Below are 15,663 nucleotides of genomic sequence, written 5' to 3'. Positions count from 1 at the left end.
CATTTAACACGACACAACTATCAATTTTCCCGGTCCGGTAAGCATTTTCTTACCGGACCATTTTTTTTTGCTTTCTTTGTATTGAAAACCGGCTCCGTTCATTCCTCATAGTACCATACCCTATACACGAATAGAACCACCGCAGCCGGCACAAAGGCCTGAATATCAGTTTGGATCTCGCGGTAAAAAGTAATCAACCACCGGCAATCAACCATCGTTGTTACTGAAAATTTTTTTGCTAAATAATAAGGGCGTATATTAAAAAAAATTGAATATTTTTCTTCAAAGTAGACCATTTAGCTGTTAAAAGGTGTCCTTACTGCACATTTTTCTAATCAGGGGCATTGGCCATTCTTACCTTAAAATAGGTAGGGCCGTGAACTTCGTATATATTTCCGATAATAGTTGTCATATCCCAAATATGCAAAACGACCGCCGATCCCTGCTTATGTCTTATAAATTCTTGTTTTCATTATTTTTTGCATTAGCAGTACTGTCGCCAGGTTTAAAAGCGCAATCACAATATAAACCGGTAGGTAAGCGCATTTCCTTTGTTGGGAAAAACGTGCGCCTGGCCGACTTTTTCAACGTCGTATGGGACCAAACCCATATGCAGGCTTTCTATAATGATGAACAGCTGAGCAGTGAAGAAAGGATCACCGTAGAATTCAGGCGGGAGCCGCTGGACAATGTGCTGGCCTTCCTGCTCCGGAAAAAGCACCTCACCTGGTACTACCGGGAAGAAACGTTTGTGATCTTGCCCAAAAAGCCCGGAGAGCCGGACCTGGGCCAGATGCCGGATGAAGCTACCATGAGCATTCCCGGTGTGGTAACAGATAAAGGCGGCGTTCCTTTGCAGAACGCTTCAGTTATTGTAAAAGGCGGCCGCAGAGGCGCCTCCACCTCAGAGGCCGGGAAATTCCTGCTTTCCGGCATCCGTAAAAAAACAGTCCTGAGCATCAGCTGTATAGGATATGCTCCCAAAGACGTACAGGTATTTGATGATGATACTTTAAAGGTACAGTTGACCCCCGCCGTTACCGGCCTGGATGAAGTGCTGGTAATTGCCTATGGTACCAGCACCCGCCGTAATCTTACCGGCGCGGTAAGCGAGGTTACCTCAAAAGATATTGCCCAGCAGCCGGTGTCCGATCCCTTGCTGGCTATGCAGGGCCGCATACCCGGGCTCAGTATAACCCAAACATCCGGCCTGCCGGGAGCAGAAGTTAAGGTGGAGCTGCGCGGCCGTAACAGTATTGCCGCCGGTAATAACCCCTTATATATTGTAGATGGCATACCATTTCCGGGTACGGCGCTCACTTTGAATAATATAGCCACGGAAGGTGGTCCTATTAGCGCATTAGGCGCCTCCAGCCCTTTGAATATGATCAACATCGCAGACATTGCCAGCATTGATGTGCTGAAAGATGCAGATGCCACCGCTATTTACGGATCACGCGGCGCCAACGGCGTGATACTTATCACTACCAAAGCAGCCAAGCAGGGCCGCATGAAAATGGATGCCAACATTTACAGTGGCGTAGGCGCCATGGGGCATAGCGTCAATTATCTGAATACACAGCAATACCTGCAAATGCGCCATGAGGCATTTAAGAATGATAAAACCATCCCGCAAGCTTCTGATTATGATATAGTTTCATGGGATACCACCCGTTATACCAACTGGCAGAAAGAGCTATTGGGAGGGACCGCAAAAATTACGGATGGGCAAATTGCCTTTTCCGGCGGCGACTCTACCATACAGGCCCGTATCAGCGGCGGTTACCGCAGGGAAAGCACGATTTACCCCGGCGATTTTAATTACCAGAAAGCATCCGGCCGTATCAACCTGAATATGCTTTCCCGCGATAAACGTTTTAAGCTCACCATAGGCGCCAGCTATGTGGCGGATAAGAACTATTTGCCGGCCAGGGATATGTCGGAATTTGTAGGAACGCCGCCCACTGCGCCGGCAATTTATAAAGACGGGCAGCTGAATTGGGAGGATGGCACTTTTGAGAACCCGATGGCTTCCTTTTTGAAAACTTATAAGGCCAAGACCAATAACCTTATGACCAATGCAGTACTAAGCTATAATATACTGCCAGGTTTACAGGTAAAGGCAAACGTAGGGTATAACCTGATGGAAATGCATGAGGTGCAGCCCAATCCAATAAGCGCTTTTAACCCCGCCTATAACCAGCTGGGATATTCATTCTTCGGTAATGGCAGCAGTAAAAGCCTGAGCATAGAACCACAGCTCATTTATAAAAGACCTGTAGCAAAAGGCGACCTTGAAATATTGGTTGGTACAACCTATCAGCAGGAAATAAGGAGCCAGGATGGATTTTATGCTTTTGGATACGCCAATGATGAACTATTGGAAAGCATGACAGCTGCCTCCAGCATTCAAAAATTGGGAGAATCATACTACAAGTACCATTATAACGCATTGTTCGGCCGTATTAATTATAACTGGGAGGGCAAATACATTGTTAACCTTACCGGTAGAAGGGATGGCTCCAGCCGCTTTGGCCCGGGCAGGCAGCTGGCCAATTTTGGATCAGTAGGCGCCGCCTGGATCTTTTCCAGGGAACATTGGGTGGAGAATACACTGCCTTTCCTGAGCTTTGGTAAGCTGCGCGCCAGCTACGGCCGTACCGGTAACGACCAGATAGCAGATTACGGTTATTATGCCAGCTATTCTACCTCTCCGCCTTATGCGGGCCTGGGAGGTTTGTCGCCTACCCGTTTATACAATCCCAATTATGGATGGGAATTGAGCAAAAAGGCGGAAGTTGGGCTGGAACTGGGTTTCCGGCAAGACCAGGTGCTTTTCAGGGCCAGCTATTACCACAACCGTTCTTCTAATCAGCTGGTTAGATATCCCTTGTCTGGCTTAAGCGGTTTTGATTTTATTATTGATAATTACCCAGCCGTTGTGCAAAATACAGGTTGGGAGTTTGAGCTGAATACCGTGAATGTAAAGCATAAACATTTCAGCTGGAGTACTAGTTTTAATATCAGCATTCCCAATAACAAGCTGCTTGCATTCCCTAATCTTGAAAACTCGCCCTATAATAACTATTTCACGGTGGGGCAGCCCCTGAACATCATCAAGGGATTTCATTATAAAGGCGTGAATGACAAAACAGGTTTCTATGAATTTGAAGATGTGGATGGAGACGGCAAAATAATAGCGTATACAAAAGATTACAGTTATACAAAAAGGACCGGCAGCATTTTTTACGGTGGTTTGCAAAATAGCCTGCACTATAAAGGCTGGCAGCTGGATGTGCTGTTCCAGTTTGTAAAACAGAACCGTTATAATTTTTTGTATACACACCTGATGCCGGGCATGGCAGATAACCAGCCGGTAGAAGTATTGGGGCGTTGGCAGGTAGCGGGCAATCACAATGGGATGCAGCAGTTTTCTCAAATGCTGGATAATGCCTACACGGCCTATTTGAATATGCAAAGAAGCGATGCTATGATTACAGATGCTTCCTATGCCCGGTTAAAAAACCTGAGCCTCAGCTACCACTTACCGGAAAAATGGATGCGTAGCGCACATTTGCAAAGCACCCGCTTGTATTTGCAGGGCCAAAACCTGTTTACTTTTACCCGTTATAAGGGACTGGATCCGGAAGCTGCCGGTGGTTATGAAATATATCCACCTTTAAGGATATGGACATTAGGTTTACAATTAGTACTTTAACAGCATTAATAATGCAGCAAAAAAAACAGCACATAACACCCTGGTTGCTTTTTGCAGGAAAATCCTGGAAGAATAGCGCTGTTGCAGGTGTTCTGATGTTGGCATTTGCTGTTGTTATAAGCGGCTGTAAAAAACTGATAGAAGTACCGGTACCGCCTACGGAAACAACACCAACCACTGTTTTTACCAGTGACGCCAATGCAACATCTGCTGTAATTGGCATTTATGGAGATATGATCAGCAGTAAAGGTTTTGCCAGTGGTAATTCCAGGAGCATTACTTTTTTAAGTGCGCTGTCTGCCGACGAGCTGCAAAATTATTCCAGCTTAACAGTGCCGCGGGAGTTTTATGAAAATAGCCTGAACAGTAATAACTCGGTGGTGGAGAACCAGTTATGGGATGAAGGCTATCACTACATTTACGCCGCCAATTTATTGCTGGAAGGGCTGGAAAAATCCCAGGGGGTAAGTGCAGGAACAAAGGCGCGGCTGAGAGGGGAGGGCTTGTTTATACGGGCTTTTTGTCATTTTTACCTGGTTAACTTATTTGGTGATATACCTTACCTGGAAGTAACAGATTACACCAAGAACATAGTGAGTTACCGGCAATTGAGAACAACAGTTTATGACCATATTACTGCCGACCTGGTGGAAGCGCAGTCATTGCTGCCCGATAATACAGAAAGAGTGCGCCCGAATAAATGGGCTGCCACCGCTTTCCTGGCCAGGGTTTATTTATATGCCGGTAAGTGGGAGGCAGCGGCAACGCAGGCTGGGAAAGTGATCAATAATACAAGCACTTATCAGCTGGAGGAATCGCTGGATAAGGTATTTCTTATAAAGAGCAATGAAGCCATCTGGCAATTATTATCCAACAGCGCAGGCGTAAATACCTGGGAGGGCAAGAACTTCATCCTTACAAGGGCGCCTGCTACCGGGGAAACCAATTCTTCGGTCTTAAGCAGCTCTTTATTAAATGGATTTGAAGATGGCGATCAGCGCCGGAGCAGCTGGGTAGGTAGTATTACAGTGGGCGCTGGGGGAAAGTATTATTTCCCTTATAAATATAAGATCAAGAGCGATACAGCTATTAGTGAAGCATCTATGGTGCTCCGCCTGGCGGAACAATACCTGGTACGGGCAGAAGCCCGTGTACACCTGGGCAATCTCGATGGTGCAAAAGAAGATATTGATCTCATCCGCCGGCGTGCCGGCCTGCCGGGCACTACTGCCAGCAATGAACCGGCCTTATTGAGCGCCATTGCCCATGAGCGGCAGGTAGAATTATTTACTGAATGGGGACACCGCTGGCTGGATCTGAAACGCACCGGCCAGGCCAATACAATACTGAACAATGAAAAGGCGCCGGGTTGGCAGCCTATGGACACACTTTATCCTATCCCTCAAAATGAACTGATCTTAAACAAAAATTTAACCCAAAATCAGGGGTACAATTAGGAAAAAACCGAAGATACTTGTAGATTAGCCATATATTATAAAAATATTGCTGGTATACCAGCCCCGGGGGGAAGCGGGTTACAAAAAGACACACAAATACAGATTGTTAGGTGAAAAAATTAATCGTTGGGGAGACACAGCCTTGCCACTTCTTTTGCTTATATGCCACTAAGCATTTCACATCTCATTTAATAAATCAAAGAAACAGGGATATCCAAAAACCTGCGAAAATTTGGGAACAACACAAAAACTTTTTCAACCAAGGTCCTTCAGCATGAAAAAGAAAGTAATTTTAACCGCCTGCACATTGGCGCTGGTAGCTATCGGTGCATTTGTTACAAAAGCGAATGCCCGCAGAATTAATGTACGATACACGGATACGGCGTCGGGGTCACAATGCCTTTTTCCGCAATCCCTGCCTGCAGACTGTAGTACCGAAAATACAGGTACTATCTGCTCTTCCATTATAGGCAGCCGTACAGTTACTTATTACCAGGGTACTACCTGCGTTACGCCGTTCTACCGGCTGTAACTGATCAGCATGGGCAAATTAGATAATCACCTATGGCAATAGTGGGGTTATAAACTAAGGTATTATGTTCAAACGTCTGTTTCGCTTACTCCGGCGTCGCCGGGGAAGGATAGGAATTGCTATTGCCTGTTTTCTGCTAAGCATTGCAGCTATATGGGGGCTCTACGTTGCATCAGATAAAATTAACCACCGGCCCAATGGTTTCATCCGGCTTATTCCGCCGCACCGTGCCGTTCCGGAAAAAATACTGGATGTTAAGTATAACTCCTTCTACATTGCAGGAGCTACACCTACCCGTATTTTCCTGGGCAATGCTACAGCTGCCACCTTTATCCTGACCACCGATTATGCGTTGTCAGATACAGGGCATATGTGGTTAACATTGCCGCCGGAAACAAGGCTGGCCGGACCGGTTACCATTGAGATCGACTCACCGCACCTTTATATGATGGCTGGCCTGCAGGGTACTTTATTGCACACGCTGCTGCCTGACACGCTCCTCAGCCGTTTGCCCGAAGGGCGCCGCCAGTTCTTTAATGCCCGGCCATTATCCCCCGCCTCTTTTATCATGCGGACCTATGACAGCGCCTGGCAACAGAACATACTGGTTAAACGTACTTCGGAAACGGCCTACCTGCGGCCATCTCCGCCGTTGCTGGAGAAGCAGATAGACGGTGTGTTCTGCACAGATGGTGTACTGAGCTACGAGCCTAATACGGCAAAACTCATGTACGTGTACTACTACCGTAACCAGTTTTTGTGTATGGACACTAACCTGAACGTACTATACAAAGGCCGCACTATTGACACAACCGCCCATGCCCACATCAAGGTAGCCGCCATGGAAGACATTGGCAAAAGCACCGTATCCTCGCCCTCCGGCGTGGTGAACCGCTTAAGCTGTATGGATAGCCAGTGGCTGTATGTAAACTCAAAATTGATGGCCAACAATGAACGTAAAGAAGAATTTGATAAGGTGTCTGTAATAGATGTGTATTCATTGAAAGACGGTACTTATCATTTCAGTTTTTACCTGCCAAACCTGGGAGAAAAGAAAATACGCAGCTTCCGGGTGTTCAATAAAACATTGGTCGCGTTATATGACCACTACGTGTATACGTTCAGGCTAAATTTTTAGGTCCCCGCTTTTAACAGAGCGGATCTAAGCTGAAGTAGCGTAGATAAGAAGCCGGATCTTTATCCGGCTTTTTTGTTGTCTGCAATCACACCGCAGTCACTGCAGCACTAACGAATTTCCGTACAGAATTGCGTACCTTCTTTTGCATTAACTAATGGTTAACAATACGTAAGGGAATTAAAATCAATTAAGTTATGTGGATCGTTGAACTGGCGCAGTTCCGGGGACCTCCTTCCCGGGACCGTATAGCTATGCTGTTTTATTCTACTCAAATGCCATAAAACTAACCCGCTTCATTTCAAACCATAAAAAAACACCCTCTTATGAGAAATGCATGGAATGTAAATGCACTGCATTATCCGTTTGGCTATGCCACTAACCCATATGCTAACAGTATGGAAGAAAAGATTAAGGAATGGCTGGCCGGCCCGTACAGCTACCTGCCCGAAAAAGCAAAACAGAAATACCTGCATACCGGCGTAGGCCATGCCGGCGGCTGTATGTTCCCCCGCGCTAATGAAGCCCAGCTAACCACGGTATGCCGCTTTTACATCTGGGCCTTTATGATAGACGATACTTTTGAATATGCCACCGTAGAGGAGCTGCAGGCCATTCACCGGCGCTCCCTGGCCATCCTGAACGGCGCGCCGGTACACCCCGGGGAGGTCCTGTACCGGGAGCTGCCCCAGCTGCGGCAGGATCTGCTGGCCACCGGCTCCGAAGCCTGGCTGCAACGTTTCTGCAACAGCCTTACCATTTATTTTGAAGGCATACAGCAGGAAATACCTTACCGCAAAAGCATGCAGTTCCCCGCTTTTGACGAATTTGTAGGCATCCGGGAAAAAGCCGTGAATGTATACCCGCTGGTAGACCTGGCGCAGGCCATTACCGGTGAAATACTGCCTTCCGGCGTGCTGGAGCACCCGGTGCTGCAACGTTTGGCGCAGCTTACCTGCCGCATCCTCTCATGGTCCAACGACTACTTTTCCGCACACCTGGAAAAAGGCAATGATGTACTGAACTTAGTACTGGTACTGCAGCATGAACGTAACTGCTCTATGGAAGCCGCATATGCTGCTGCCGTAGAGGTGCATGACCAGGATGTGGCCACTTTCTGCCTCTTAAAACAGGCCCTGCCTGATTTTGGATTGTATGCCGCACCAGTGGTTAACTATGTGGAGAACCTGGCGCTGATGATCCATGGCTATCTGCACTGGACGCATGTTTTCACCGAACGTTATAAAACAGGCGGGCATCCGTCAAAAGACCTGAAACAAGGGCAGTCCCTGAACGCGTAATCAATCGCCGGATAAGCCGGTGTTTACCTCGTCTATATGAGGTAGATGCTGGCTTATTTCCCTGAACAGGGAGCGGGGATCAATGGGTTTCAGAATAATGGCGGCAGCGCCGGCAGCCATCAGTGATCTTTCAGATTCCGTTCCGCCGGTGCAGATCAGCACCGGTATGTGTTGAAAAGCGGAGTTCTTTTTCAATAAAAGCAAGGTTTGTTCCCCATCCAGCTCCGGCATCTGGTGGTCGAGGATAATGAGCTCCGGCAGGCGCTTGGCCTTTTCCAGGTGATCCAGCACCTCCCGCCCGGAAGTAGCGCAGGTAACAGCGCAGCCATACAGGGTCAGGTATTTGGAGAACAGCATATTGTTCATTTCATTATCATCAGCCAGCAGTATGTGAATGCTGCTCAGGTCAATGCCGGCTTCCGTTACTTCTTCTTCAATATCTTCTATCTTACCTTCTTTTAGCGGTAACGTAACCGTAAAGGTGGTGCATCCGCCCTGGCTATGGAGTTTTATTTTACCGCCCAGGTCTTCTGTTTTATTACGGGTAATGTACAGTCCCAGCCCGGTGCCTTCCATGTGCTTACCCCGTTTGCCGGTGGTGTACATTTCAAACAGCACTGCCTGTCTTTCCAGGGAAATATCCGGGCAATGGTTGCTGAACGTCATGGCAAACTGGCTGCCCTGGCGGCTGATGTGTAAGGTAACGGTGCTGTTCTTATCAGCATATTTAATAGCATTGCCCAGCAGGTTGGTAACGATCATGGTAAGCTTCAGCGTATCTGTTACCAGCACATCCGGCATATCCGGTGTTATGCTTAGCTCCAGCTGCAGACCGCGTGAGCGGGCGCTTACCTTATTCAGGTTAATGATCTTTTTAATGAGGGAGCGTAAGGAAAAAGTATCATCTTCCGTAGCATCATCCCTGCCGGATTCTATCTGCGCCACATCCAGCACATTATTTATTACATTCCGCATGTTATGGATGGCCGTTAGCAGCAGATCCACATAAGGCTCTATTTTCTTCAGGTGATCATCCAGCTTTATTTCCCTTTTTATCAGCTGTGCTACCAGGGCCATAGCATTCAGCTGGTTGCGTATTTCGTGCGATACTTTGTACACGAACATTTTCAGCCGGTTGTATAATGCCTTATTCTCCCGCACATAATAGATCATTACGATCATATCAAATAACAGGAAGCTGGGCAGCGCAATCCAACGCAGCAGGAACTGTTGCTGCAGTGAAAGCGGCAGGGGATCAAATACCTTATAATAAAAATTCAGCTCCAGCAACAGCAGTGTAAGCAGGGTAGCGCATACGCCAATGATCTGCTGTTTTATTTTTGAATACACCAGGAAGCAGATTCCGCACAGGAATACAACGATCAGTGAAATGTTGATCAGCTGTCCAAGCAACACGCCAAAGTAAAGCGCGCAGGCACAGTGCACCACCAGCACGCTGATGCTGGCCGCGCCGTATAAACGTTTTTTATTCAGGAAAATAACGGCACAGAATAGCAGGCCTTCGATCATGGCGGGGATCTCTACTTTTATTAAACCGCCAAAAATGTAAAACAGGTTGCCGATAGTAAAAGCCAGGAATGCGGTGACCATGCAAATGCCGTTCACGATCATTACTCTTTTGCCTGCTTCTTCAGGAAGACCTGTGGTGCCGGTTAACAGGATGGGCTTGTAGAGTGGGGCTAACCAGCGTGCCAGGGGCCTTGCCAGTGCTTTTAGTTTGGTGAATCCCTTTTGGGAAAAGTTGTAGAAATGGTTATTCATAAGGATACTTTATGAGGGTGGTTAGTTGAACATCTAACGTATTGTGATAGTAACTGTTGTGCTGATTGCAGGTTATATGTAAATTAATATTTTTCCAAATATTATTTCTGTTAATTCTTGCGCAGATCAAAAAAAAGTATAAACTTTGTGTGGTAATAATAATTACAACCTAAAATGAAAACAGACGATCATTCGATCAGCTTCTTTAAAGTTTTTGTTGCCTCACACTTCAACACTTCACCGCCCCCGGCTATCGTTTAAATAAACAGCAAAGGCTCCCGTATCGTATATCAGGCATTATGTGCTTGTACGTACCTGTACCTTTTACTGCTTAAGCTACTGCTTTGCGGCGGCTGGTGGTAACATCACAATTATCATAAATCCCTAATCAAAATGCAAAACACAGAAATCATCAGATGGGTGATGCTCATCGGCATACCCTTACTATGCCTTGTTTTTTACCGCCTTATTTTGCGGGTATTCTTTGGTGTCGTAATAGTACCGGAAGACCGTATAGGCCTGGTCACTAAAAAGTTTGTACTGTTTGGTAAGCAGGAGCTGCCGGAAGGCCGCATTATTGCGCTGAATGGTGAAGCCGGTTTCCAGGCGCAGACACTGGCCCCCGGCGTATACTTCTGGAAATGGATCTGGCAGTATGCCGTTACTTTTCAATCCTTTACTATTATACCTACCGGCAAAATTGGCCTGGTGCTGGCAAAAGACGGCGGAGAGCTGGAAACCGGCGCCATACTGGCCCGCAAGGTTCCCTGCGATGCGTTCCAGGATGCGCGCGCTTTCCTGGAGAACGGCGGCCGCAAAGGCCGGCAAACAGCCATTATCACACCCGGCTCTTACCGTATCAACACCTTTTTATTTGAGCTGGAAATAACAGATATGGTAAGCATACCTGAAAATGCAGTAGGCATTGTAACCACGCTGGAAGGTAAGGCCATTGAGGACGGGCAGATAGCAGGTAAGGCTATTGCCGCGCATAACAAGTTCCAGGATGTGGATACCTTCCTGGAGAACGGCGGCTACAAAGGCCTGCAGGAGCAGGTAATGCTGGCCGGCTCGTACTTCCTGAACCCCTGGTTTGCCAAGGTGGAAATGGTGCGTATGACGGAAATCCCCATCGGGCATGTAGGCGTAGTGATCTCCTTTGTGGGCCAGGAGGGCGAAGACCTGAGCGGTGTGGAGTTCAAACATGGTAATATCGTGGCCAAGGGCCATAAAGGCGTATGGGCGGAACCGTTAGGCCCCGGTAAGTATCCCATAAACCCGTACATCATGAAAATTGAAATGGTGCCTACCACCAACCTGGTGCTGAACTGGGCCGCTGCCCGCAGTGAAGCGCATCAGCTGGATAAAAACCTTTCTACCATTACGGTGCGTAGTAAAGACGGTTTTACTTTTAACCTGGACGTAGCCCAGATCATTCACATACCCACCACAGAAGCGCCCAAGGTAATTGCGCGTTTCGGTAACATGAGCAACCTGGTAACACAGGTGCTGGAACCTACTATTGGTAACTATTTCCGTAACTCCGCCCAGGATGCAGATGCCATCGACTTCCTGAAAAGCCGTAAGGAACGGCAGGAGAGCGCCAAGAACCATATTGGCCGCGTATTGGAGCAATATAATGTGCATGGTGTGGATACGCTGATAGGCGACATTGTGCCGCCGGAAAGCCTGATGAAAACCTTAACAGACCGTAAGCTGGCCGAAGAGCAGAAAGTAACTTACGAAACACAGATGAAGGCGCAGGAAACCCGCCAGACCCTGGAAAAAGAAACCGCCATTGCAGAAATGCAGAAAGAGATTGTGAAGGCCGACCAGGGTGTACTGATCGCGGAAAGAATAGCCGATGCATCTGTAAAGAAAGCCACCGGTGACGCCAACAGTGTGCGTTTGCAGGCGAATGCAGAAGCCGACCGTTTAAAGCTGCTGGCCGGTGGTGAAGCGGAAAAGGTAAGGCTGCTGGCTAAAGCAGAAGCAGAGCGTACGGAATGGATAGCCGTAGCCGATGCAGAAAAAATATCCCGCACCGGTAATGCAGAGGCGGAAAAGATCCTGGCCATTGGTAAATCCAGCGCAGAAGCATACCGCCTGGCCGTAGAAGCTATGGGCGGCGATAACTTTACGCAGCTGAAAGTAATGGAATCCATTGGCGAGCAGCACGTACGCATTATGCCGGATGTGCTGATCAATGGCGGCGATAACGGCGGCGGCCCTATCAGCGGGTTGCTGGGCCTGCAGCTGCTTGAGCAGCTGCGCCACCGCAAAAGCAATGAATAATTAAGAATGAATAATTAATAATTAATAATAACGGAGGCCAGTGTTCACGTGAAGTACACGCCCTGCGATTATTAATTATTCATTCTTAATTATTAATTATAATGACTGAATGAACTGTAATTATGCCTGAATAGGCAATTCGGAAAGCATCGTGTTAATTATTTTAGCGCCAAAGCGACTCCCTGCAAAGCAGGGGTGTTTAATTGTTATTACAGATTAGAACTGAAAATGTACGGGAGGTAATTTTTATTACCTCCATTTTTTTTACTGTTCCATATTCCGTACTACTCTCTGAAAATCCCTTGGCAATATGTCAAATGCTTTTTTAAAAGAACGTGTAAAGTTGGCAGTGTTCTGAAAACCGGTCATGTAGGATATTTCCTTGATAGGGTGCTGCTGCCTGCCCAGCAGCTGTTTGGCATACTCCATACGCTGCGCCTGGTAGTATTGGTAACAGCTCATCCCGAACATGGACTTAAACACGCTCTTGAATTTTGTAACGCTCATGTTGCACATGCGTGCCAGCTCTTCCACCGTAAGGGGAGGGGCGCCAAAATCGCTCACGTAAAGGTCTTTCACCCTTATTACATCCTGCAGGTTGGTATCGTTATAAGCTTCCTGCTGTTCTTCTGTCGTAAAAAAGTGCAGGTGCCATTGGTGCAGCAGGTGATAGGCTGCGCTGATCAGCGCAGGCCGCTGAATGAAAGCAGCGTTGGAGCCTTCGCTTAGCTGCTCAAAGGTTTGATCCATACGGTGCTGTACGCTTAATGGCAGTGGTATAATGCTGCTAAAGGGCTGTGCCCCGGCAGCCATACGTAGCTCCTCCATGGCAAAGCTGTGCGTCATGATCATTACATATACCCGTTGCCGTTGGCCTGCCGGGAAAAGAAAGCTGCTGCTTAGCTGTGTGCTGTATACAAAAAGGCTGTCGCTGTGAATGGAAAGGTCTTGCCCCGTATGGTTGACATCTGTAAAATAAGGCTGCTGAAAGCCATAACGGCAGCCGCTTATATAGTACTGCTCCTTTTTTTGCACCGGGCATACCAGTAATGCCTGCTGCTGCCAGCTCACATCAAATAACAGGCAGGAGAGGCCGTTAAACAGCTCCCGGCATTCAATAAAACCGTTACCCAGTGCCTGCGGCAGGTAAATACGGTTATGCTCCGCCTTCACTGTGCTTTTGCCATAAGGTTCAAAAGCCGCTGCCAGCTGCGCCAGCAGGCGTTTTACAGGTCCGGGTGAAAAAGATATGGTGAAAAGTTTATCCTTCATGCACCGTCATTACAACAATTAACAAAATACAAGTTGGCATCACCGGTTAAATGGCCGGTATGTTAAAAACAATTATAAAAGAGGGTGAATGGTTATAGGCGGGAAAAGTTTGTAAATAGTTGGCTTACAATTACAAATTACAACCCTGATAACAAAAAATCATGCCAAAGTCTGAACAGCCTGCCAAACGTTTTTTTTCGCTATCTTCGCCGCTTTACATTTTTATTTATGCCCCCAACAGATAGCAGCAACACCATGTTTCAACTGGCGGCAGACTTTATACAGCAAACCAACCGCCATATCTTTTTAACCGGTAAAGCCGGCACAGGTAAAACCACTTTCCTGAAACATATCAGGGAGTACACTGCCAAGAACACGGTAGTGATAGCCCCTACAGGTGTAGCCGCCATTAATGCCGGCGGCGTTACCATGCACTCATTTTTCCAGCTGCCCTTTGGCCCGTTCATACCCGGTACCAAAAGAGGTTTTGGGCAGGATGATGATGTAAGCATGGACCGGCATGCGCTGTTCCGCAGCATTCGTTTTAATCATGATAAAAAAGAGATCCTGCGCGACCTGGAGCTGCTGATCATTGATGAGGTGAGCATGGTGCGGGCCGATTCACTGGATGCTATAGACGCTATTTTACGCCATTTCCGCAACCAGCCCCTGTTGCCTTTTGGCGGGGTGCAGGTGCTGTTTATCGGCGACCTGTTCCAGCTGCCGCCCGTAGTGCCGGATTCCGAATGGCAGATACTAAAAGAACATTATGCCGGTGTATTCTTCTTTCATGCCAAGGTGCTGGAAGAAGCGCCGCCCTTGTACGTGGAGCTGAAAAAGATCTACCGGCAAAATGAAGCCGCTTTTATTGACCTGCTGAACGGCATCCGTAATAATACCGCTACCGCAGCACAGCTGGAATTGCTGAACCAGCGCTATCAGCCATCCTTTACCGGCCAGGAGCAGCAGTATATTGTACTAACCACGCATAACCGCCGGGCCGATGAAATTAATGCCAGCCGCCTGGCCGCCGTGCCCGGGCCTATTCACCGTTTTGAAGGCACCGTAGAAGGTGATTTCAGTGATAAAGCCCTGCCCACAGAGCTGGTGCTGCAGCTGAAACCCGGCGCGCAGGTAATGTTCATTAAGAACGATCTGGCAGAAGTAAAACGTTACTACAACGGTAAAATAGCCACGGTAAAGTCTATTGATAAAGACCGCATCATTGTTACCCTGGCCGGCAGCGGGGAAGACCTGCAGCTGGAAAAGGAAACCTGGCGCAACATCCGCTACACGCATAATAAAGCCGATAACCGTATAGAAGAAGAGGAGCTGGGCAGCTTCACACAGTATCCTATCCGCCTGGCCTGGGCCATTACCATTCACAAAAGCCAGGGCCTCACGTTTGAAAAGGCCATTATTGATGCCGGCAGCGCCTTTGCGCCCGGGCAGGTATACGTGGCGCTAAGCCGCTGTACCTCGCTGGAAGGGCTGGTGCTGCATTCCCGCATTCATGCCGCCGCTATCCGGAATGATGAGCAGGTGATAGCTTTTGCCGCTAAGGAAAATGCGGCCAATGAGCTGGAAGTGCTGCTGGATATGGAACGGCGCGTATTCTGGTCAAACAGCTTAAAGCAGGTATTTAACTGGCAAAAATTGCTGCTGGCTTTACAGGCGCATGCCGCCTGGCTGCCGGGCAAAAAGCTGCCGGATATGGAAGCTGCGCTGTTGCTGAACAACACCCTGCTGCAAAAGGCTGTACGCCAGCAGGAGGTAGCACAGAAGTTCCGCCAGCAGCTGGGCAGCCTGCTGGATGTGGTAGTGCAAACTGCTGATCCATCGCCCATACAGGAGCGCATGAATAAAGCCATTGGTTATTTTACGCAGGCGGTGTATGATGAGCTGATCAAACCCCTGCAGGAGCATAAGGCCACTGTAAAAGGCGCTAAACAACGTAAGTACCAGGACCAGCTGGAAACCCTGGAAGCCGCGCTGTGGCTAAAGCTGCAGCAGGTATGGCAGGCCAGCTATTGCGATACTACCTTTAATGCCGGCTTAACAGATCATAGCCAGCTGCGTAACCAAACCACTGCCGCCAAACCGGGAAAACAGAAAGCAGAAGTGGGCAGCAGCCGCCGCGGCAGCCTGGAGCTGTACCTGGGAGGTAAAAG

9 protein-coding genes are annotated in these 15,663 nt (G+C 48.0%); 7 read left to right on the top strand and 2 right to left on the bottom strand.

Annotated elements, in window-relative coordinates; translation table 11 throughout:
* Positions 1 to 463 precede the first annotated feature (463 nt).
* The 5 genes from VIM87_RS26680 to VIM87_RS26660 all read left to right on the top strand — a co-directional run bounded on the left by VIM87_RS26680 (position 464) and on the right by VIM87_RS26660 (position 8,143).
* Positions 464 to 3,718: a SusC/RagA family TonB-linked outer membrane protein gene (locus VIM87_RS26680; protein WP_331999937.1), complete on the top strand. Its 3,255-nt coding sequence runs from the start codon at positions 464 to 466 to the stop codon at positions 3,716 to 3,718.
* An 11-nt stretch (positions 3,719 to 3,729) separates the two neighbouring features.
* Complete coding sequence (locus tag VIM87_RS26675) at positions 3,730 to 5,175, top strand: RagB/SusD family nutrient uptake outer membrane protein (protein WP_331999936.1); 1,446 nt, start codon at positions 3,730 to 3,732, stop codon at positions 5,173 to 5,175.
* A gap of 274 nt (positions 5,176 to 5,449) precedes the next feature.
* Complete coding sequence (locus tag VIM87_RS26670; protein ID WP_331999935.1) at positions 5,450 to 5,707, top strand: hypothetical protein; 258 nt, start codon at positions 5,450 to 5,452, stop codon at positions 5,705 to 5,707.
* Between the two features lie 64 nt (positions 5,708 to 5,771).
* Entirely contained in the window at positions 5,772 to 6,845 is a 1,074-nt protein-coding gene (locus VIM87_RS26665) for a hypothetical protein (RefSeq protein ID WP_331999934.1), read from the top strand.
* Positions 6,846 to 7,168: 323 nt separating this feature from the next.
* Entirely contained in the window at positions 7,169 to 8,143 is a 975-nt protein-coding gene (locus VIM87_RS26660; protein ID WP_331999933.1) for a terpene synthase family protein, read from the top strand.
* Here the strand turns inward: VIM87_RS26660 and VIM87_RS26655 are convergent, their stop codons facing one another.
* Positions 8,144 to 9,925, bottom strand: a complete 1,782-nt coding sequence (locus VIM87_RS26655) for a hybrid sensor histidine kinase/response regulator (RefSeq protein WP_331999932.1) — start codon at positions 9,923 to 9,925, stop codon at positions 8,144 to 8,146. It lies immediately after the preceding gene.
* 393 nt (positions 9,926 to 10,318) lie between these two features.
* Between VIM87_RS26655 and VIM87_RS26650 the strand changes: the two genes are divergently transcribed.
* Complete coding sequence (locus tag VIM87_RS26650) at positions 10,319 to 12,220, top strand: SPFH domain-containing protein (protein WP_331999931.1); 1,902 nt, start codon at positions 10,319 to 10,321, stop codon at positions 12,218 to 12,220.
* Positions 12,221 to 12,484: 264 nt separating this feature from the next.
* Here the strand turns inward: VIM87_RS26650 and VIM87_RS26645 are convergent, their stop codons facing one another.
* Positions 12,485 to 13,492, bottom strand: coding sequence for an AraC family transcriptional regulator (locus VIM87_RS26645; protein WP_331999930.1), 1,008 nt, complete (start codon positions 13,490 to 13,492; stop codon positions 12,485 to 12,487).
* Positions 13,493 to 13,720: 228 nt separating this feature from the next.
* On the opposite strand from VIM87_RS26645, the gene VIM87_RS26640 reads away from it, so the two are divergent.
* Positions 13,721 to 15,663: ATP-dependent DNA helicase (locus VIM87_RS26640; RefSeq protein WP_331999929.1), on the top strand; the 1,943-nt coding region annotated here is incomplete at its 3' end.

This window comes from Chitinophaga sp. (assembly GCF_036569125.1).
Lineage (GTDB): Bacteria > Bacteroidota > Bacteroidia > Chitinophagales > Chitinophagaceae > Chitinophaga.
The sequence above is the reverse complement of the archived record's forward strand: the minus strand, read 5'-3'. Positions and strand labels throughout refer to the sequence as shown.

Coding starts and splice junctions, on each gene's coding strand:
- VIM87_RS26645 (WP_331999930.1), bottom strand. CDS start 13,492: ATGAAGGATAAACTTTTCACCATATCTTTTTCACCCGGACCTGTAAAA.
- VIM87_RS26675 (WP_331999936.1), top strand. CDS start 3,730: ATGCAGCAAAAAAAACAGCACATAACACCCTGGTTGCTTTTTGCAGGA.
- VIM87_RS26660 (WP_331999933.1), top strand. CDS start 7,169: ATGAGAAATGCATGGAATGTAAATGCACTGCATTATCCGTTTGGCTAT.
- VIM87_RS26670 (WP_331999935.1), top strand. CDS start 5,450: ATGAAAAAGAAAGTAATTTTAACCGCCTGCACATTGGCGCTGGTAGCT.
- VIM87_RS26650 (WP_331999931.1), top strand. CDS start 10,319: ATGCAAAACACAGAAATCATCAGATGGGTGATGCTCATCGGCATACCC.
- VIM87_RS26665 (WP_331999934.1), top strand. CDS start 5,772: ATGTTCAAACGTCTGTTTCGCTTACTCCGGCGTCGCCGGGGAAGGATA.
- VIM87_RS26655 (WP_331999932.1), bottom strand. CDS start 9,925: ATGAATAACCATTTCTACAACTTTTCCCAAAAGGGATTCACCAAACTA.